The following is a 19663-nucleotide window of genomic DNA, read 5'->3' on the forward strand; positions in this document are numbered from 1 at the left end:
TTCCCATGGATGCCAATTTTTTCCAGCACGCGCGGGAGTTCCTGCCGATCCTGCTGCAGGGCGCGGTGGTCACCGTCGAGGTGACCGTCCTCGCCTTTGTGCTCAGCAGCCTGCTCGGGCTGGCGCTGGCGCTGATGAAGCTGTCGCCTGCGCGTACGCTGTCGTGGGGCGCGTCCGGCGCGATCAACGTGATCCGCGGGCTGCCCATCATCGTGCAGCTGTTCTACATCTACTTTGTGCTGCCGGATGCGGGCATTCACCTGACGGCCTTCCAGGCCGGCGTGATCGGCCTGGGCATCGCTTACTCAGCCTACCAGGCTGAGAATTTCCGCGCCGGCATCGAGGCCGTCGACCCGGGCCAGCGCGAGGCCGCGCAGGCCATGGGCATGCGCCCGGCGCTGGTGATGCGCCGGGTGATTCTGCCGCAGGCGTTGCGCATCTCGCTGCCGCCGTACGGCAACACGCTGGTGATGATGCTCAAGGACTCGTCGCTGGTGTCCACCATCACGGTGGCGGAGATGACGCGCGCGGGCCAGCTGATCGCTTCGTCCACATTCCAGAACATGACGGTGTACACGCTGGTGGCGCTGCTCTACCTGCTGATGAGCTTGCCACTGGTGTTCGGGCTGCGCCGGCTTGAGCATCGCCTTGGCGTGGGGAGGAAAAAGCCATGATCCGGATCGACAACCTGCAAAAGTATTTCGACGACCATCACGTGCTGCGCGGCGTGAGCCTGCATGTCGACGCTGGCGAGGTGGTCTGCCTGATCGGCCCGTCCGGCTCCGGCAAGTCCACCGTCCTGCGTTGCATCAATGGGCTGGAGTCCTACGAGGGCGGCGAGATCCGTGCCTTTGGCGAGCGAGTGGACCGCGGCGGCAAGGACATCCACCGGCTGCGCAGCCGCATGGGGATGGTGTTCCAGCGCTTCAACCTGTTCCCGCACCGCAGCGTGCTGGAAAACGTGATGGAAGGCCCGGTCTACGTGAAGGGCGAGAGCCGGGACAAGGCGCGCAGCGAGGCCATGGAGCTGCTGGAAAAGGTCGGCCTGGCCGCCAAGGCGCAGGCCTTTCCGCCGCAGCTCTCCGGCGGACAGCAGCAGCGCGTGGCGATTGCCCGCGCGCTGGCGATGCGGCCCGAAGCCATGCTGTTCGACGAGCCCACCTCGGCGCTCGACCCGGAGCTGGTGGGCGACGTGCTGGAAGTCATGCGCAACCTGGCGCGCGAGGGCATGACGATGATCGTGGTGACGCACGAGATGGGGTTCGCGCGGGAAGTGGCGGACCGTGTGTGCTTCCTGCACAGCGGGACCATCGTTGAGGAAGGCGCCGCCGCGCAGGTGCTGGGCGCGCCCAGCCACGCCCGCACGCAGGACTTCCTGCGGCGCGTGTTGCACAAGCCAGTGGAAGCGGCGGGGGACCCGGCGCCATGACCTCCAGCCAGTTCACGGCAAGCCGGCCGGCCCCGGCCACCGCGATCCCTTTGCCGTCCTCCCTCTGGGCGGCCACGGCCCCGCCTGCGCCGCCCACGCCTGCGCTGCGCGAATCGCTTGCCACCGACGTGCTGGTCATCGGCGGTGGCTTCACCGGCCTGTCGACCGCGCTGCACCTGGCCGAGGGCGGCGCGCACGTGTGCGTGCTGGAAGCCAATGAGCCAGGCTGGGGCGCGTCCGGGCGCAACGGCGGCCAGGTCAATCCCACGCTCAAGCACGATCCCGACGAGCTGGTGCGCATGTTTGGCGCTGCCCGGGCCGAGCCGTTGCTCGATGCGGTGTCGCGTTCGGCCGACCTGGTGTTCGACCTGATCGCGCGTCACGGCATCGATTGCCAGCCCGTGCGCAGCGGCTGGCTGCAGCTTTCCTATTCACCCGGCGCCGTACCGGCCATGCATGCGCGCGCCGAGCAATGGGCGCGCCGCGGGGCGCCGGTCGACGTGCTGGACCGCGCGGCGGTAGCGCGGCGCGTGGGCACGCAGGCCTTCGCCGGCGGCTGGCTGGATGGGCGCGCTGGCGCCATCCAGCCGCTGGCCTATACGCGCGGGCTGGTCGGCGCCGCACAGCGGGCGGGCGCCACGGTGCACGGCGGCACGGCGGTGACGGCGCTGGTGCGCCAGGGCACGCACTGGGTGGCGACGACTTCCTTGGGCACCACGGTGACGGCCAAGCAAGTCGTGATCGCCACCAACGGCTACACCGGCCCGCTGTGGCCCGGCCTGGCGCAAACGGTGCTGTCGGCCAACAGCTTCATCGTGGCCACGCAACCGCTGCGGGACGCCGAGGCGCACGGCATCCTCACGCAAGGCGAGACGGCATCCACCTCACAGCGGCTGTTGCTGTATTTTCGCAAGGATGCGCTGGGGCGCCTGCTGATGGGGGGCCGCGGATTCTTCGCCGATCCGCGCGGGCCGCAGGACTTCGCCCACCTGGAGCGCTCGCTGGAGTTGCTGTTCCCGCAACTCGGTCCGCTCTCCTACGAGTACCGCTGGGCCGGGCGTATTGCGATCACGCGCGATTTCATGCCCCATGTGCATGAGCCCGCGCCGGGCGTCATCATGGCGCTGGGTTGCAATGGGCGCGGCATCGCGCTGTGCACTAGCCTGGGCCAGCACATCGCGGCACGGCTGGCGGGCAAGGGCGAGGATTTCCCATATCCCATCACGCCTGTGGCCGGGATTCCGCTGCATGGCCTGCAGCGCTTCTACATCGCCGCGGGGGTGGCCTGGTACAGCCTGCTCGACAAGCTGGGCGCCTAAAGCAGCAGCGTGGCCAGGGCCGGCACCAACGCCAGCGGCATCACCAGCGCGCCAATGCGCAGGAACTGCAGCGCGCCGATATGATGGCCCTCACGCCGCAGCGCGGTCAGCCATAGCAGGGTAGCCAGCGAGCCGGTCACCGACAGGTTGGGCCCGAGGTCGATGCCGATTAGCACCGCGTCGGTGATCTGCGTGGAGGCATGGCTGGCCGCCAGCGCCGAGGACGCGAACAGGCCGGCCGGCAGGTTGTTGACCACGTTGGACACCAGCGCCACCGTGCCTCCGGTTACCCAGACGCCGGCCGTGGGCGACTGTTGCGACAGCGCTTGCACGACGTGGGCGAGCTTGCCGATCAGGCCGGTCTGCTCCAGGCCCGCCACCAGCACGAACAGCCCCGCCACCAGCGGCAGCACGCCCCAGGAGATCTCGCGCAGCGCCGGCAGGCACAAGCCGGGGCTGCAGGCGCAGACCAGCACAAGCGTCGCCACGCCGGCCAGGCAGGTCGGCCAGCCCAGGTCGGCGCCCAGCAGCGAGGCCGTCAGCAGCACCAGGCCCATGATCACGATGCCGGCGGCGGTCAGCCTGGCCTCCAGCGACAGCGGCGGCACCGGCACGTCGGTCGCGATGCGCTCGCGCAGCGCGTCGCGCTGGGTCCAGTAGAGCGCGGCGAAGGTGGCCACGATGGCCACCAGCGAAGGCAGCGTGAAGCGCGCCAGCCAGCCCATCAGCGACGGCATGTGCGCGCCGAAGATGACCAGGTTGGCGGGGTTCGAGATCGGCAGCACAAAGCTGGCGGCGTTGGCGATGAACGCGCAGCTGTACAGGTAGGGCAGCGGATGCTTGACCTTGGCGGCGCGGGCGGCGGCCAGCACCGCCGGCGTGAGCACCACGGCGGTGGCATCGTTGGACATGAACACGGTGACCAGGGTGCCGAAGCCATAGACCAGCAGGAACAGCCGCCGCGCCGATCCGCCGGCCTGGCGCACCGCCACGGCCGCTACATGGTCGAACAGCCCGGTCTTGCGCGCCAGCTCCGACACCAGCATCATGCCGCCAAGAAAGAGGTAGACGTCATAGCCGCGCGCCACGGCGGCCATGGCATCGGGCACGGCAAGCAGGCCGGTGACGCATAGCAGCAGCGCGCCAGCTACCGCCCAGAAGGCTTCCGGCAGCCGGAACGGCCGCGTGATGACGCCAAAGGTGGTGGCGGCGGCCACCGCCCAGATCAAGGGGCCACTGTACTGGGAGAATTGCATCGGAGCCTTGCGGGCGGCGGGTGGAGGTTCAGGTCGTGGGCTGCGATGCGCGGGGCGGCACGCCGGCCGGGGCAGGGCTCAGTGCTCTGACGGCTTCGGCGCCGCCGGCGGTGCCGTTGGCGCTGGTCGCGCTGGTTGCACTGGTCGCGGCGGTAGTGCCGCTTGTGTCGGTCAGCGCCGTCGCCACCCCCGCATCAGCGTCCGCCGGCGCGGACGGGAAGCCTAGCGCGGCAATGCCGTGGCTGCCGTCGGCGTATTCCGGGTAGACCCAGTCGTCGCCGCTGCGCACGAGGTTCCTGGGCGCAACGAATTCCGCCTCGGGCTGGCCCGCCAGACGGCCTTCCATGTAACTGGCCCAGATCGGCAGGGCCGTGGTGGCGCCGAACTCGTGCCGGCCCAGGCTGCGGTTATCGTCGAATCCCATCCACGCCACCGTGACGATGCCAGACGCGTAGCCGGCAAACCAGCCATCGACCGAATCGTTGGTGGTGCCGGTCTTGCCTGCCACGTCCGTGCGCCGCAGGTAGCGTTGCAGGCCTGCGCCGGTGCCGCTGGTCACCACGCTGCGCAGCAGGCTGTTCATCACATAGGCATTGCGCTCGGGAATCACGCGGTGTGGCTGGGGTTCGCTGTCGGCGCTAAACAGCACGTTGCCCGCGCCGTCGCTGATGCGCTCGATCAGGTAGGGCTCGGTGCGGTAGCCTTCGCTGGCGAAGACGCCATAGGCGGCGGCCAGCCGCAGCGGCGTGGTGGTGCCGGTGCCCAGGGCCAATGGCAGGTAGCGCGGCAGGCGCTGCTCGGAGAAGCCGAACTTGCCCGCATAGTCAACCGCATAGGGAATGCCGATCGTCTGCAAGGTCCGGATGGCAGGCAGGTTGCGCGACTCCGCCAGCGCCTGGCGCACGCTCACGGCGCCCAGGAAGCGGCCATCGTCGTTGCCCGGCTGCCAGCGCGACGAGGCATCCAGCGGCGCATCGTTGATCAGCGTGTTGGCCGACACGCCGCGCTCGAGCGCGGCGGAATAGATGAACGGCTTGAACGTCGAGCCCGGCTGGCGCAGCGCCTGCGTGGCATGGTTGAAGCGGCTGGTGGCAAAGTCCGCGCCGCCGATCATGGCCTCGATGGCGCCCGATCTGCTGTCCAGCGAGACCAGCGCGGCCTGCGGCGCGGCTTGCTGGCCATGGCGCTTGCCATACTGGTCCAGGCCCGCGTGCACGGCCTCGTAGGCCAGGCTTTGCCGCACCGATGATACCGTGGTGTAGACATTGAGGCCGCGGGTATAGGCGGCCTCGCCAAAGCGGTCGTAGGCGAGCTGGCGGGCCAGCTCCGCCACGTACTCGGCGTGCCCGTCAAAGCGGCCGTTGTGCGAGCCGGCCACCTGCAGCGTTTGCGCGCGGGCCGCCTGGTATTGCTGGTGCGAGATCATGCCGAGCGCCTGCATGCGCCCCAGCACATATTGCTGGCGCAGCTTGGCGCGCGGGAAATTGACCACGGGATTCATGGTCGACGGCGCCTTGGGCAGGCCGGCCAGCATCGCGGTTTCCGCCAGCGAGAGCGCATCCAGCGGCTTGCCGAAATACGCCTGCGCCGCGCTGCCAAAGCCATAGGCATGCTCGCCCAGGTAGACCTGGTTCATGTACAGCTCGAGGATGCGGTCTTTCGGCAGGGAGCGGTCGATCTTCCAGGCCAGCAGGATTTCATACCATTTGCGCGAGAGCGTTTTCTCGCGCGACAGGTAGAAGTTGCGCGCCACCTGCATGGTGATGGTGGAGGCGCCCTGGGCGTAGCCCTCGCCGATATTGGCCAGCGCGGCGCGGAAGATCCCGGGAATATCCACGCCGGCGTGCTGGTAGAACTGATCGTCTTCCGCCGCCAGCAGCGCGTTGGACATCTGCTTGGGCATGCGCTCCAGCGGGACGAATTCGCGGTGCTCGGTGCCGAACTCGCCAATCAGCACGTTGTCGCTGGTAAAGATCCGCAGCGGCAGGTCGGGGCGGTAGTCCCGCAGCGCATCGACGGCGGGGAGTTGACGAAGGCTCACCACGGCGGCGAACCCAACTAGCAGGGTGGAGGCTGCAGCCAGCGCCAGTGTGACGCTTGCTGCCTTTGCAACGACTCGTTTCATGCGCGCATTCTACCTTGGGGCGAACTCAGGGATGCCGGGCATGCCGTCCGGGGCTTGCGCCGCTGCCGGTTCCACGCCATCGGCCCGGGGCACTTCCGGCACTTCCGGCACAACCGGCCGGGCGCCGGGCCGGCCCACGCGCTGTGCGAACTCCGCCAGCGCGTGCCAGGTCTCGGGCTGCTCGATGATGGTGAAATGGTTGGTGCCCGGCATCATCTGCCGCGCCACGTGGCCGGGCCAGGCCGCGATCAGGCGCTCCGAGCATGCGTGGGGCACCACCTCGTCAACCTCGGCCAGCAGCACCTTGGTGCTCTGCACCACCTTCTTGCAGTGAGCGATCGAGTCAAAGTGATGGCGCATCAGTTGCCGCAGCGGCACCAGCGGGAAGCGCTTGCGCACGATTTCCAGCAAGGAGTCGTACGGCGTGATCAGCTGCAGGCTCTCGAAATCCTGCAGGTCCGCCAGCTGGATGGCTACGCCGGTGCCCAGGCTGCGGCCGACCACGTGCACGCGCGTGCCGGGGAACATGCGGCGCAGGTGCAGCAGGAACTGGCTGGCGTCTGCCACGGCGGCTGCTTCGGAGGGTTGGCCGTCCGAGTGGCCCAGGCCGCGGTAGTCCATGGTGGCAAAGCCCACGTCCGGCGGCAGCCAGGCCAGGTATTGCATGGTGTCCAGTACATCCTCGCCGCGCCCGGGCAGGTAGAACAGCAGGTCGCGCGCGGTTTGTGCGTCGCGCACGGTTTCCCCGGTTTGCGCGTCCTGGACGCCTTGGGCGCCGAAGACATAGCCGCGCAGGAAACCGCCCGGCACTTCGTGCGAGTAAGCGGAAATGCCCTCGGGCAGGTCCCGCGGCGGGCGGCGGCGGGCGTCGAACAGCAACCTGTCCTGGTTCAGCGTGAGGTAGGTCCAGTAGCAGGTGAAGCCGCCCGCAGTGAGCAGGACGGCGGCGAGGGCCTTGCGTGAATGGGGGGGCATGGGTTCGGAGGGTTTGTTCTGCCTGGCTTTACAGCGCAATGCGTGGGGGCGTTTCCTGGTGCTTTCTGGTGCTTTCTGGTGCTTCCTGGTGTTTCCTGGCGTCTCCCGGATCATTTTCCGGGGGGCACGGCATTCGACCGGGCAACCCGTGCGCAAGTTCTTGCCCGATTCTTGTACGATACGCCTCACATCAACGGCGGCCGGTGCGGCCGCGCACGGAGCCAAGGGCATGACCGGACAAAACGACCAGAAAGAGCAGAAAGACCAGCAAAACGACGTAGACAACCGCGCGGAAGAAGCCCGGGCGATGGAGCGTGTCGTCAACGCCACCCGCCAGGTGCAGGTGGCCTTTGCCGCGCTGCAGGGGCAGTTTGCGCCGCAGGGCAGCGGCAAGCCGTCAAAGATGGCGTTGCAGACCTTCGATGCGTCGCTGCAGGCGCTGGAAGATGCGCAAGCGGCATTTGACGACGTGCTGAACGACCTGCTCGACGGCAAGCGTTGATTCCGGCGGGCGCCGCCTCCGGCGCTCAGTGTGCGGGATAGGCGGCCACTTCGATCAGGTTCCCATCCGGGTCCCGGCAATAGATGGAGGTCATCGGGCCGAGCGCGCCGGTGCGCGCCGCCGGTCCCGCCTCGATCGGCACATGGTGCGCAATCCAGTGCGCGATCACGCTCTCCAGCGTGTTGTGGGTGATAAAGCAGAGATCGTCGCTGCCGGTGGTCGGGTGAACGCCGGTGAACCACGCCACGGTGTCTGTATCGATCGGGCGCAGGTTGATCTTCTGCTGGCCGAAGCGCACCGAGACCCGCTTGCCGGTGCGCGATTCGAAGTCCTCGCGCCGCATGCCCAGCACGCTCTCGTACCACGCCGCGCTGGTCTCCACGTCCTTCACATTCAGGACGATATGGTCGAAGCGATCTATCACAATGCTCATCGTGCGCCTTTCGAGGGAGTGAAACGGGAGTGGCCGGGCGCGCAGCGCGCGTGCGGCAAACATGTACTTTACACCCGACTTCCCGGTGGTGCGTGCGCGTTGCGCGCCCGGCATGTGATAAGGTCTGGCGGCAAGGCCGCCATGCCGCCAGACAGGCCGGCACGAAAGACGGCCTGACCCGGCCACGCCGGGATCCAGAACAGGAGACCTGCCGCCATGAGCAGCACGCTTGCCAGCCACGACGCCACGCCGCACGCCGATCCGGAGCGCCACATCCTGATTGCGCGCGCGCACGCGCGCTCCACCGGTTTCGGCCTCGAAGCCACCCATGCGGCGGACTATCAATCGCTGGGCGCGCGCGCGCTGCACGAACTGGTCGACGCCAACCAGATGCTGTACAAGCATGCGCTGCCGGTCATGGAAACCCTGCACGCGCAGATCGCCAATACCGAGAGCATGGTGCTGCTGACCGACAGCGGCGGCGTGATCCTGCACAGCCTGGGCGACGGCGATTTTGCCGACCGGGCCAGGCGCGTGGCCTTGGCGCCGGGCGTCTCGTGGGCGGAGTCGAGCAAGGGCACCAACGCCATCGGCACCGCGCTGGCCGAGGCCCGGCCGGCGGTGGTCCATGCCGACGAGCATTTCCTGCGTGCCAACCGCACGCTGACCTGTTCCTGCGTGCCGATCTCCGGGCCGTTTGGCCAAATGCTTGGGGCGCTCGACGTCAGCGGCGATCATCGCGGCTTCCACAAGCACACCATGGCGCTGGTGCGCATGTCGGCGCAGATGATCGAGAACCATCTGTTTTCCACCCATTTCACCGATGCCGCGCTGGTGCGCTTTCACGCGCGGCCGGAGTTCGTGGGCACGCTGTTCGAAGGCATGGCGGCGTTCGCGCCCGATGGCACCTTCCTGGCGGCCAACCGCAGCGGGCTGTTCCAGCTCGGCCTGTCTCCCGATACGCTGAACCGCCAGAGTTTTGCCGCCTTGTTCGGCATGCCGCTGGGCACAGCGCTCAAGCAGGGCGTCGATGCGCCGGGCCAGTTGTTGACACTGACCCTGCCAAGCCGTGTGCTCGTGTTCGCGCGCATCGCGCTGCTCGCGCCGCCGCGCCGCGCGCAGGCCGCGCGTGCAACCAAATCGGCAACTACCTCGGCGCTGGCCGCTCTCGATACCGGGGACGCTCGCATGGCCGCCGTGCTGCAGCGGGTCGACAAGGTGCGCGGACGTGATATTCCCATCCTGGTGCTGGGCCGCACCGGTACCGGCAAGGAGTGGCTGGCGCGCGCCATCCATCGCGATTCGCCACGCGGCGCGGCGCCATTCGTGGCCGTGAATTGCGCGTCGATCCCGGAGTCCCTGATCGAGGCGGAGCTGTTCGGTTACGAGGACGGGGCGTTCACCGGCGCGCGGCGGCGTGGCAGCCCGGGCAAGCTGGTGCAGGCGCACGGCGGCACCTTGTTCCTTGATGAGATCGGCGACATGCCGCTGGCGCAGCAGGTGCGGCTCATGCGCGTGCTGCAGGAGCGCGCGGTGACCCCGCTGGGCGGCGCCCACGCGATTCCCGTGGATTTGCGCATCATCTGCGCCACCCACCGCGACCTGCGCGCCATGATCGCGGCAGGCACCTTCCGCGAGGATCTGTACTACCGCATCAATGCGCTATCGGTGACGCTGCCGGCGCTGCGCGAGCGCACCGACCTGCCGGTGCTGGTGGAGCGCATCCTGACGCAGCAACTCGCGCAGGCGGAGCAGGGCGAGCACGGTGACGCGCATCCAACCCGCGTTGCCGCGGACGTGCTGGCGCATTTTCAGCGCCATCCCTGGCCGGGCAACCTGCGCCAGATGGTCAACGTGCTGCGCACCGCGGCCATCATGGCCGAAGGCGAAGAAGAGATTCGCGTGGAGCATCTGCCGGAGGATTTCGAGCGTGAGCCGATGTTCGCGCAGGACAGCGACGCCGCATCAGCCTTCATGCCCCCGACGCCGGTGATGCCCGTGACCCCCGCCGGTACCCCCGAGCGCCTGCGCGATCGGGAAGCCGCCATGATCCACCAGGCGCTGGCGCGCCACGGCGGCAACGTCAGCCTGGCCGCGCGCGAGCTTGGCCTGTCGCGCAATACGATTTACCGGCGGCTAAAGAGGAGCTAAAGCGGGGCTAAAGCGCGGCGGATCAACACCGGTTTCACGTCGTGCCGGCGCGTCACGGCGCCGGCTCACGCTCCAGCCGCGCCGCCTCTTCATCGCTGAACAATGCGGAGCGCGTCAGGAACCGCAACCCGGTCGGCCCTTCCAGCGAAAACATCCCGCCCGATCCGGGCACTACATCGATCACCAGCCGCGTGTGCTGCCAGTACTCGAACTGCGCGCGCGTCATGTAGAAATTCGCGCCACCGATCTCGCCGAGGCAGACATCGGCCTCGCCGATGATCAGGTCGCCGTCCGGGTAGCACATCGGCGCGCTGCCGTCGCAGCAGCCGCCCGACTGGTGGAACATCAACGCACCGTGCTGCGCGCGCAGGCGCTCGATCAGCGCCAGCGCGGCAGGCGTGGCGACGACGCGCTGCACGGCGTCGGGTGACTGGGGGGCGGGCATCGGGCGGCTCCTTGCCTTCAGGTGGTAACTTCAGGTGGCAACTTCGGATGGCAACTTCGGATGGCAACTTCGGATGGCAACTTCGGACGGCAACTTCGGACGGCAACTTCGGCTGGCAAACGTCAAGCAGCGAAGTCCATCACGACCCGGCCTTCGATATCGCCGGCGCGCATGCGCGTGAAGATCTCGTTGATCTTCTCCAGCGGCGCGGTGGACACGGTCGCCTTGACCGCCCCATGCGCGGCGAAGTCCAGCGACTCCTGCAGGTCGCTGCGGGTGCCGACGATGGAGCCGCGGATGGTAACGCCCTTGAGCACCACGTCGAAGATCGGGGTGGGGAAGTCCCCCGGTGGCAGGCCGTTGAGCGCAATCGTGCCGCCGCGCCGGACCATGCCGATCGCCTGGCCGAATGCCTTGGGCGACACCGCCGTCACCAGCGCGCCGTGCGCGCCGCCGATTTCCTTCTGCAGGAACGTCACGGGATCGGTGGTGCGCGCATTGACCGTGACCTCGGCGCCGAGCTTGCGGGCGAGTTCGAGCTTCTTGTCGTCGATATCCACCGCGGCCACGCGCAGGCCCATGGCGCGCGCATATTGCACCGCCACATGGCCAAGCCCGCCGATGCCGGAGATCACGACCCATTGGCCGGGCCGCGTGTCGGTGACTTTCAAGCCCTTGTAGACGGTCACGCCCGCGCAAAGGATCGGCGCGATCTCCACGAAGCCCACGCTGTCCGGCAGCAGGCCCACGTAGTTGGGATCGGCCACCACGTATTCGCCATAGCCGCCGTTGACCGAGTAGCCGGTGTTTTGCTGCTTCTCGCACAGGGTTTCCCAGCCTTGCAGGCAGTGCTCGCAGTAGCCGCAGGCGCTGTACAGCCAGGGCACGCCGACGCGATCGCCTTCCTTCACGCGGCTCACGCCCGCGCCTACCGCGGAGACATAGCCCACGCCTTCGTGGCCGGGAATAAAGGGCAGGGTCGGCTTGACCGGCCAGTCGCCTTCGGCGGCATGCAGGTCGGTGTGGCATACGCCGGAAGCTTCAATCTTGACCTGGATCTGGCCGCGCCCGGGTTGCGGCACGGGCACTTCATCGATCGTGAGCGGGGCGCCGAACTCCCGCACCACGGCGGCTTTCATCATCGCTGTCATCTCGACTCCTGATTCTGTTGGCAAAGACGCCCGCGCTGCGCGGCGGCAAGCCGGCAGGGGCGGGCGGCATGTCGATCATGTCATGGGCGCAAGCGCCCATTCTTGCGCTGTATCAAAAGAAGCCGAGCGCGTTCGGGCTGTAGCTCACCAGCAGGTTCTTGGTCTGCTGGTAGTGGTCCAGCATCATGCGATGGTTCTCGCGCCCGATGCCGGATTGCTTGTAGCCGCCAAACGCCGCATGCGCCGGGTAGGCGTGATAGCAGTTGGTCCACACGCGGCCGGCCTGGATGCCGCGGCCCATGCGGAAGGCGCGTGCGCCGTCTCGCGTCCATACGCCGGCGCCTAGCCCGTAGAGCGTGTCGTTGGCGATTTCCAGCGCTTCTTCCTCGTCCTTGAACGTGGTCACCGACACCACCGGGCCAAAGATCTCTTCCTGGAAAATGCGCATCTTGTTATGGCCCGAGAACACCGTGGGCTTGACGTAGTAGCCGCTCGCAAGGTCGCCACCCAGCGCGTTGCGCTCGCCACCGATCAGGCATTGCGCGCCTTCCTGCTTGCCCAGGTCGATATACGACAGGATCTTCTCAAGCTGCTCCTGAGAAGCCTGCGCGCCGATCATGGTGGCCTTGTCGAGCGGGTGGCCTTGCTTGATCGCTGCCACGCGCTTGAGCGCGCGCTCCATGAAGCGCTCGTAGATCGACTCCTGGATCAGCGCGCGCGACGGGCAGGTGCAGACCTCGCCCTGGTTCAGCGCGAACATGGCGAAGCCTTCCAGCGCCTTGTCGAAGTAGGCGTCGTCGGCGGACAGCACGTCCTCGAAGAAGATGTTGGGCGACTTGCCACCCAGTTCCAGCGTGACCGGGATCAGGTTCTGCGAGGCGTACTGCATGATCAGCCGGCCGGTGGTGGTTTCCCCGGTAAAGGCGATCTTGCTGATGCGCGAGCTGGAGGCCAGCGGCTTGCCTGCCTCGAGCCCGAAGCCGTTGATCACATTGAGCACGCCCGGCGGCAGCAGGTCGCCGATGATTTCCATCAGCACCAGGATCGAGGCCGGCGTTTGCTCCGCGGGCTTGAGCACCACGCAGTTGCCGGCGGCCAGCGCGGGCGCGAGCTTCCACGTGGCCATCAGGAGCGGGAAGTTCCACGGGATGATCTGGCCGACCACGCCCAACGGCTCATGGAAGTGATAGGCCACGGTGTCGTGGTCGATCTCGGAGATGCCGCCTTCCTGCGCGCGGATGCAGCCGGCGAAGTAGCGGAAATGGTCCACCGCCAGCGGCAGGTCGGCCGCCGTGGTTTCGCGGATGGGTTTGCCGTTGTCGATGGTCTCGGCCACCGCCAGCGTGACCAGGTTGGCCTCGATGCGGTCAGCGATGCGGTTCAGGATGTTGGCGCGTTCGGTGGTGGAGGTGCGGCCCCAGGCGCCCTTGGCGCGGTGCGCGGCGTCCAGCGCGGCGTCCACGTCCTTCTGGTTGGAGCGCGGCACGCGCGTGAAGGGCTTGCCGGTGACCGGCGAGATCGCTTCAAAGTACTGGCCATCGGCCGGGGCCAGCCAGGCGCCGCCGATATAGTTTTCGTACTGTTCCTTGTAGGGATACGCAACGCCCAGCTGGGCGATTTCCGCCATGTTCATGTCTGTCTCCGTTCTGTGATGTCCGTCGTGCCGCGTTGTTCGCGCACAAGCATCCATCCGCAAAAGCCGTGCCTGGCGGACACGGCGCAGCGAGAACGGCGAAACCACGTAAAACCTGGCAAGCAGGAGGCTATGCAGGCGGCTTCCAGTGTGCCGCGGTGCGCCAAGGTGTACCAATCTGGAACAGCGTGTGGCGCCTTGGCACAGGGGATTGACGCCTAGCTGCCGCTGGCATGGATCAGGAACTCGCGCAGCGCATCGGCGGGCTTGTCCAGCTTGCGCCCGGGTTGCCACAGCAGGCCCAGTTCCATGTCCGGCACGCCCTCGGCAATCGGCCGCGCCTCGATCTGCTTGCCTTCCAGCGACCACGGGCGGTACACCATGTCGGACAGTACGGTCACGCCAAAGCTGTGCGCCACCAGCCCGCGCAGCCCCTCCATCGAACTGGTGCGAAAGGCGATCGATGGCGTCAGCCGCTTGCTGCGCCAGTAGCGCAGCGTGGAGCGCTCGCCTTCATCCACCGTCAGCAGGATGTAGGGATGCGCCGCGATGTCCTTCAGCGTCAGCCTGGGCAACGCCAGCAGGGGATGCGACGGCGACGCCCATAGCTGGCGCCGCGAGCGGATCAGCGTGTGGTGGGCAAAGCGTTGCAGCCTCTCGATATTGGACAGCAGCCCGATGCCAAGCTCGATCTCCCCGGCCAGCACCGCGCGCTCGATGCCGGGACGGTCCATGTCGTGCAGGTCGAAATCGATATCCGGGTAGTTGGTGCGAAACCGCGCCAGCAGGCCCGGCAGCAGGTAGCCCAGCACCGTGTAGGACGCCGCCAGGCGCACCGTGCCGCTCAGGTTGTGCGCCTGGAAGCGCGGCTCGCGCAACGTGTCCTGCACGGCATCCAGGATCTGCCGGGCGCGCTGATGCAGCCGGTGGCCCTCCGCCGTCAGGGCCACGCCGTGCGGCAGGCGGTCAAACAGGCGCACGCCAAGCTGCTGCTCGAGCATCAGCACGGCATTGGTAATGGCCGATTGCGACACATGCTCGGCGGTGGCGGCCATGGAGAACTGGCCGGTCTCCGCCGCCGCGGCGAAATAGCGGAACTGCCGCAGGGTAATTTCCTTGGCGATGCGCTGCCCGCCGTCTTCCTTCCCGTGCCGCTCTTTCGCCATATGCCACTCCACTATGCGTTTTTCGGATACCAGCTCTCTGAATTCATGATTTTACGATATCGGCCAGCCTTCCTACACTCAGTGACAGCCCACAAGAGCACCCGGAGACAGCATCGATGAATGCCCCCCTATCCTCAGCCCAGCAAGATGCGCTAGCGTCGGTTTCCCTTGACGACAAATACACCCTGGAGAAAGGCCGCGTGTATCTCAGCGGCACCCAGGCGCTGGTGCGCCTGCCCATGCTGCAAAAGGCGCGCGACCTTGCCGCCGGACTGAATACGGCGGGCTTCATCTCCGGCTACCGCGGCTCCCCGCTGGGCGGCGTGGACCAGGCGCTGTGGAAGGCCAAGAAGCACCTGGCCGCCAGCGACGTGGTGTTCCAGCCCGGCGTGAACGAAGACCTGGCGGCTACCGCCGTGTGGGGCACCCAGCAGGTCAACCTGTTCCCGGACGCGACCCGCGACGGCGTGTTCTCGATGTGGTACGGCAAGGGCCCGGGCGTGGACCGCTCCATCGATGTGCTCAAGCACGCCAACTCGGCCGGCTCCGCAAAGCACGGCGGCGTGCTGCTGCTGGCGGGCGACGACCACGCCGCCAAGTCGTCCTCGGTGGCGCACCAGTCCGAGCATGTGCTGCTGGCCTCCGGCATTCCGGTGCTGTACCCGTCCAATGTGCAGGAATACCTCGACTACGGCCTGCACGGCTGGGCCATGAGCCGCTACTCCGGCCTGTGGGTATCGATGAAATGCGTGACCGACGTGGTGGAATCCACCGCCTCGGTGGAGGTCGATCCGGATCGCGTGCGGATCGTGCTGCCGGAAGACTTCGCCATGCCCGAGGGCGGCCTCAATATCCGCTGGCCAGATCCGCCGCTGGCGCAGGAAGCCCGCCTGCTCGACCACAAATGGTATGCGGCGCTGGCCTATATCCGTGCCAACAAGCTCAACCGCGTGGTGCTGGATTCGCCGAACGCGCGCTTTGGCATCATGACCGCCGGCAAGGCCTACCTCGACGTGCGCCAGGCGCTGTCGGACCTGGGCCTGGACGACGATACCTGCCGCCGTATCGGCATCCGCGTGTTCAAGGTGGGCTGCGTGTGGCCCCTGGACGCGCACGACGCGCGCGAGTTCGCCACCGGCCTGGAAGAGATCCTGGTGGTGGAAGAAAAACGCCAGATCCTCGAATACGCGCTCAAGGAAGAACTCTACAACTGGCGCGACGACGTGCGGCCCAAGGTCTACGGCAAGTTCGACGAGCGCGGCAACCACGGCGGCGAATGGTCGCTGCCGCGCGGCAACTGGCTGCTGCCGGCGCACTACGAGCTATCGCCCGCGCTGATCGCCAAGGCCATCGCCACCCGGCTGGAGAAGAGCGACCTGCCCACCGACGTGCGCGAGCGCATCGCCGCGCGCGTGGCGCTGATCGAGGCCAAGGAGCGCGAAGCCGCGCGCCCGCGCATCTCGGTGGAGCGCAAGCCCTGGTTCTGCTCGGGCTGCCCGCACAACACTTCCACCCGCGTGCCCGAAGGCTCGCGCGCGCTGGCCGGCATCGGCTGCCACTATATGGCGATGTGGATGGACCGCAATACCGACACCTTCAGCCAGATGGGCGGCGAGGGCGTGGCGTGGACCGGGCAGATGCATTTCACCGGCGAGAAGCATGTGTTCGTCAACCTCGGCGACGGCACCTATTTCCACTCGGGCCTGCTGGCGGTGCGCGCGTCCATCGCGGCCAAGGCCAATATCACCTACAAGATCCTGTTCAACGACGCCGTGGCGATGACCGGCGGCCAGCCGGTGGACGGCGTGCTGACGGTGCCGCAGATCGCTCACCAGGTGCTGGCCGAAGGCGCCAGCAAGATCGTGGTGGTCACCGACGAGCCCGAGAAATACGGCGACGGCGGCATGCTGCCCGCCAGCGTGACCGTGCACCACCGCGACCAGCTCGATGAGATCCAGGTCCAGCTGCGCGATACCGCCGGCGTCACCATCCTGATCTACGACCAGACCTGCGCCACCGAAAAACGCCGCCGCCGCAAGCGCGGCACCATGGCCGATCCCGCCAAGCGCGCGTTTATCAACGACGCGGTCTGCGAAGGCTGCGGCGACTGCTCGGTCAAGTCCAACTGCCTGTCGGTGGAGCCGCTGGAAACGCCGCTGGGCACGAAGCGCAAGATCAACCAATCGTCCTGCAACAAGGACTTCTCCTGCGTCAACGGCTTTTGCCCGAGCTTTGTCACGGCCGAAGGCGCGCAGGTGCGCAAGCCGGCCGCGGCGGGCGGCAAGGGCGCGCTCGCCGATTTCAGCGCGCTGCCGCAGCCGGCGCTCCCCACGCTGGAGCGGCCCTACGGCGTGCTGGTAACGGGCGTCGGCGGCACTGGCGTGGTCACCATCGGCGGCTTGCTCGGCATGGCCGCCCACCTGGAGCAAAAGGGCGTGACCGTGCTCGACATGGCCGGCCTGGCGCAGAAGGGCGGCGCGGTGATCAGCCACGTGCAGATCGCCCCGACCCCGGCCGCGCTGCACGCCACCCGCATCGCCACCGGCGAGGCACGGCTGGTGATCGGCTGCGACGCGATCGTCTCCGCCTCGCCCGAGGTCTTGTCCAAGACCCGGATCGACGTGACGGCAGCCGCCATCAACAGCGCCGATACGCCTACCGCCGACTTCATCAAGAACCCCAACTGGAAATTCCCGGGCGCCTCGGCCGAGCAAGACCTGCGCGCCAGCGTCGGCGACGCCTGCGCCTTTATCGACGCCAACGCGTGGGCCGTGAAGCTGCTGGCCGATTCGATCTACTCCAACCCGCTGCTGCTGGGCTTTGCCTGGCAAAAGGGCTGGGTCCCGTTGCGGCGCGAAAGCCTCGTGCGCGCCATCGAGCTGAACGGCGTAGCGGTGGAGAAGAACCTGCTGGCCTTCGACTGGGGCCGCTATCTGGCGCATCACGGCGAGGCTGCGCTCGCAGCGCAATTGCAGATCACGCCGCGTGCCCAGGTGGTGGCCATGCCGGAAACGCTCGATAGCGTCATCCGCCAGCGCGAAGCCCTGCTCACGGCCTACCAGAATCCGGCGTACGCCGCCCGGTATCGCGCCGCGGTCGAAAGCGTGCGCGCCGCCGAGAAGCGCGTGGGCGCCAACCCGCGCTTGCCGCTCGCCGAAGCCGTGGCGCGCAACCTGGCCAAGCTGATGGCCTACAAGGACGAGTACGAAGTCGCCCGCCTGTACGCCGACCCCGCCTTCCTGGACAAGCTGCGCGCGCAGTTCGAAGGCGAACCTGGCCGCGACTACCAGCTCAGCTTCCACCTGGCCCCCCCGCTGCTGGCAAAGCGGGACTCGCATGGCCACCTGGTCAAGCGCCGCTTCGGCCCGGCCATGCTGACCGCCTTCCGTCTGCTGGCACGCGCCAAGGGCTTGCGCGGCACCGCCTTCGACGTGTTCGGCAAGACCGCCGAGCGGCGCGCGGAACGCAAGCTGATCGAGGACTACATCGCGATGGCGGAGGAATTCGGCGCGACGCTGAATGCGGACCGGCTGGATACGGCGGTAGCGCTGGCAAGCCTGCCCGACGACATCCGCGGCTTCGGGCATGTCAAGGAAGCCAATATGGAGAAGGCGGCGGCGCGGCGTGTGGCGCTGCTGGCGCAGTATCGCGGGGCGGCGGCGCGGGTCGCGGCCTGAGCGGCTGCGGGCGCAATGGTTGGCGGGGCACGGACCGGGAGGGCGGGCGCTAGCTGTAGCGCAAGCGCTCCATCACGCTCCGCGCCGCTTTAGCGCGGCTGAAAAACAATCATCGCCATCCCGGCAATCGCCACCGCCACCCCGGCCAGATCCCAGTGGCTAGGCTTCACCCCATCCACCAGCCAGAGCCACAGGATAGCCACCGCAATATAGATGCCGCCATAAGCCGCATAGACCCGCCCGGAAGCATCCGGGTGCAGCGACAGCAGCCAGGCGAACAGCGCCAGCGACAGCGCGCCTGGCACCAGCAGCCATGCGCTGGCACCCTGGCGCAGCCACAGGTAGGGGAAATAGCAGCCCAGGATTTCCGCGCAGGCCGTGATGAGGTAAAGGGCGAACGTCTTCATGCGGCGCAGGCGGGTGCGTCGCCGGCCTGGCTGGCGGCATCGTTGTCATCGTTCCTGGCGCGCTTGCGCGCGGGCCTGCGTTTGCCGCCCCCCAGCTCGCCACCTTTGTAAGGCACCCGCCCCGACGGCACCACCGCCGACGCCAGTTCCACATGCCCTTCCTGGTCGTCGAAGAACATATGCGCGCCGAACGCCTGCAGCACTTGATCCTTGGGCAGGCCGCCGAGGAAGAAGGCTTCATCGATGCTGACGTTCCACGCGCGCAGGGTATGCACCACCCGGGTATGCGCCGGGCTGTTGCGTGCCGTCACGATGGCGATGCGCACCGGGCATTCCCCGGGCGGGAAATGCGACTGGATCTCCGCCAGCCGGAGCAGCAGCTTGGCAAACGGCCCCTCGGCCATGGCCTTGTGGCGGTGTCTCTGCTCATGCCGGACGAAGGCTTCCAGCCCTTTTTGCTTGAAGATCTGCTCGGACTCCGGCGAGAAGAGCACGGCATCGCCGTCAAAGGCAATGCGGATCTGGCCGGCGGGGGCGTGATAATCGGCTGGCGCAGCGTACAGCTGGGCCGCGGCCACGCCGCCGTCGATGGCGGCTTGCACGTCGGTGGCCTCGCGCGAGAGGAACAGGTCCACCTTGAAGGCTTGCAGGTAGCGCGAGATCGATTCGCCGCCGGTGAATGCCGCGCGGGTGATGTCGAGCCGGTGGGTCTCGATGGCGTTGAACGCGCGCAGCCCGGTGTCCGGCGAATTGCGCGAGATCACCACCACCTCGACCAGCCTTCGGTCCGGGATCAGGTGATTGAGTCCGAGCAGCGCCTGCACCAGCGGAAAGGCCGTGCCCGGCAGCAGGGGTTCGTCCTCATGCTGGCGCTGGTAGGCGGAGTAGGACGCCACCCCCTCGGATTGATAGATGCCGTTCTCGTGCTCGAGGTCGAACAACGCCCGGGACGAGATGCCGATGACGAGTTTGTCTGTGAGATCGTAGGCCATGC

Annotated in this window: 16 protein-coding genes; 6 read left to right on the forward strand and 10 right to left on the reverse strand. The window is 67.6% G+C overall.

Annotated features, from left to right (window positions below; genetic code table 11):
• Positions 1 to 5: 5 nt before the first annotated feature.
• From ehuD to AC1RWI_RS00825, 3 genes are read left to right on the forward strand one after another with little or no spacing between them, the layout of a single operon-like run.
• Entirely contained in the window at positions 6 to 674 is a 669-nt protein-coding gene (gene ehuD, locus AC1RWI_RS00815) for an ectoine/hydroxyectoine ABC transporter permease subunit EhuD (protein WP_492863892.1), read from the forward strand.
• On the forward strand, positions 671 to 1429 hold the full coding sequence (locus AC1RWI_RS00820) for an amino acid ABC transporter ATP-binding protein (protein ID WP_492863894.1): 759 nt from the start codon (positions 671 to 673) through the stop codon (positions 1427 to 1429). Before ehuD ends, AC1RWI_RS00820 begins: the two co-directional genes overlap by 4 nt.
• Positions 1426 to 2748: an NAD(P)/FAD-dependent oxidoreductase gene (locus AC1RWI_RS00825; protein WP_492863896.1), complete on the forward strand. Its 1323-nt coding sequence runs from the start codon at positions 1426 to 1428 to the stop codon at positions 2746 to 2748. Before AC1RWI_RS00820 ends, AC1RWI_RS00825 begins: the two co-directional genes overlap by 4 nt.
• On the opposite strand, the gene AC1RWI_RS00830 is transcribed toward AC1RWI_RS00825, so the two are convergent.
• From AC1RWI_RS00830 to AC1RWI_RS00840, 3 genes are read right to left on the reverse strand one after another with little or no spacing between them, the layout of a single operon-like run.
• On the reverse strand, positions 2745 to 4004 hold the full coding sequence (locus AC1RWI_RS00830; RefSeq protein WP_492863898.1) for an arsenic transporter: 1260 nt from the start codon (positions 4002 to 4004) through the stop codon (positions 2745 to 2747). The genes AC1RWI_RS00825 and AC1RWI_RS00830 overlap by 4 nt on opposite strands.
• Before the next feature lie 28 nt (positions 4005 to 4032).
• Positions 4033 to 6129, reverse strand: a complete 2097-nt coding sequence (locus tag AC1RWI_RS00835) for a penicillin-binding protein 1A (RefSeq protein WP_492863900.1) — start codon at positions 6127 to 6129, stop codon at positions 4033 to 4035.
• Between the two features lie 9 nt (positions 6130 to 6138).
• A complete protein-coding gene (locus AC1RWI_RS00840) occupies positions 6139 to 7104 on the reverse strand; it encodes an alpha/beta hydrolase (RefSeq protein WP_492863902.1) in 966 nt (321 codons plus the stop codon).
• Positions 7105 to 7333: 229 nt separating this feature from the next.
• Here AC1RWI_RS00840 and AC1RWI_RS00845 point away from each other — a divergent pair, with 229 nt between their 5' ends.
• Entirely contained in the window at positions 7334 to 7606 is a 273-nt protein-coding gene (locus AC1RWI_RS00845; RefSeq protein ID WP_043356557.1) for a hypothetical protein, read from the forward strand.
• A gap of 25 nt (positions 7607 to 7631) precedes the next feature.
• Here the strand turns inward: AC1RWI_RS00845 and AC1RWI_RS00850 are convergent, their stop codons facing one another.
• Positions 7632 to 8039 carry a VOC family protein gene (locus tag AC1RWI_RS00850; protein WP_492863904.1) on the reverse strand — a complete coding sequence of 136 codons (408 nt, stop codon included), beginning with the start codon at positions 8037 to 8039 and terminating at the stop codon, positions 7632 to 7634.
• 216 nt (positions 8040 to 8255) lie between these two features.
• Between AC1RWI_RS00850 and AC1RWI_RS00855 the strand changes: the two genes are divergently transcribed.
• Positions 8256 to 10190 carry a sigma-54-dependent Fis family transcriptional regulator gene (locus AC1RWI_RS00855; protein WP_492863906.1) on the forward strand — a complete coding sequence of 645 codons (1935 nt, stop codon included), beginning with the start codon at positions 8256 to 8258 and terminating at the stop codon, positions 10188 to 10190.
• A gap of 52 nt (positions 10191 to 10242) precedes the next feature.
• Here AC1RWI_RS00855 and AC1RWI_RS00860 read toward each other — a convergent pair whose 3' ends face one another.
• The 4 genes from AC1RWI_RS00860 to AC1RWI_RS00875 form a co-directional block, all read right to left on the reverse strand.
• Positions 10243 to 10635, reverse strand: coding sequence for a DUF779 domain-containing protein (locus tag AC1RWI_RS00860; RefSeq protein ID WP_043356552.1), 393 nt, complete (start codon positions 10633 to 10635; stop codon positions 10243 to 10245).
• 122 nt (positions 10636 to 10757) lie between these two features.
• Positions 10758 to 11786 carry an alcohol dehydrogenase AdhP gene (adhP, locus tag AC1RWI_RS00865; protein WP_492863908.1) on the reverse strand — a complete coding sequence of 343 codons (1029 nt, stop codon included), beginning with the start codon at positions 11784 to 11786 and terminating at the stop codon, positions 10758 to 10760.
• A gap of 112 nt (positions 11787 to 11898) precedes the next feature.
• Complete coding sequence (adh, locus tag AC1RWI_RS00870) at positions 11899 to 13419, reverse strand: aldehyde dehydrogenase (RefSeq protein ID WP_043356548.1); 1521 nt, start codon at positions 13417 to 13419, stop codon at positions 11899 to 11901.
• A gap of 218 nt (positions 13420 to 13637) precedes the next feature.
• Complete coding sequence (locus tag AC1RWI_RS00875) at positions 13638 to 14585, reverse strand: LysR family transcriptional regulator (protein WP_052495158.1); 948 nt, start codon at positions 14583 to 14585, stop codon at positions 13638 to 13640.
• 116 nt (positions 14586 to 14701) lie between these two features.
• Between AC1RWI_RS00875 and AC1RWI_RS00880 the strand changes: the two genes are divergently transcribed.
• Complete coding sequence (locus tag AC1RWI_RS00880) at positions 14702 to 18262, forward strand: indolepyruvate ferredoxin oxidoreductase family protein (RefSeq protein ID WP_043356546.1); 3561 nt, start codon at positions 14702 to 14704, stop codon at positions 18260 to 18262.
• Between the two features lie 89 nt (positions 18263 to 18351).
• On the opposite strand, the gene AC1RWI_RS00885 is transcribed toward AC1RWI_RS00880, so the two are convergent.
• The gene (locus tag AC1RWI_RS00885; RefSeq protein ID WP_043356543.1) at positions 18352 to 18669 is read right to left on the reverse strand and encodes a YnfA family protein; all 318 of its coding nucleotides are present in this window, start codon (positions 18667 to 18669) and stop codon (positions 18352 to 18354) included.
• Positions 18666 to 19661, reverse strand: a complete 996-nt coding sequence (locus AC1RWI_RS00890; protein WP_492863911.1) for a 5'-nucleotidase — start codon at positions 19659 to 19661, stop codon at positions 18666 to 18668. The genes AC1RWI_RS00885 and AC1RWI_RS00890 overlap by 4 nt, the downstream gene beginning before the upstream one ends.
• Positions 19662 to 19663: the final 2 nt, after the last annotated feature.

The organism is Cupriavidus sp. MPR-AND1C (assembly GCF_058809705.1).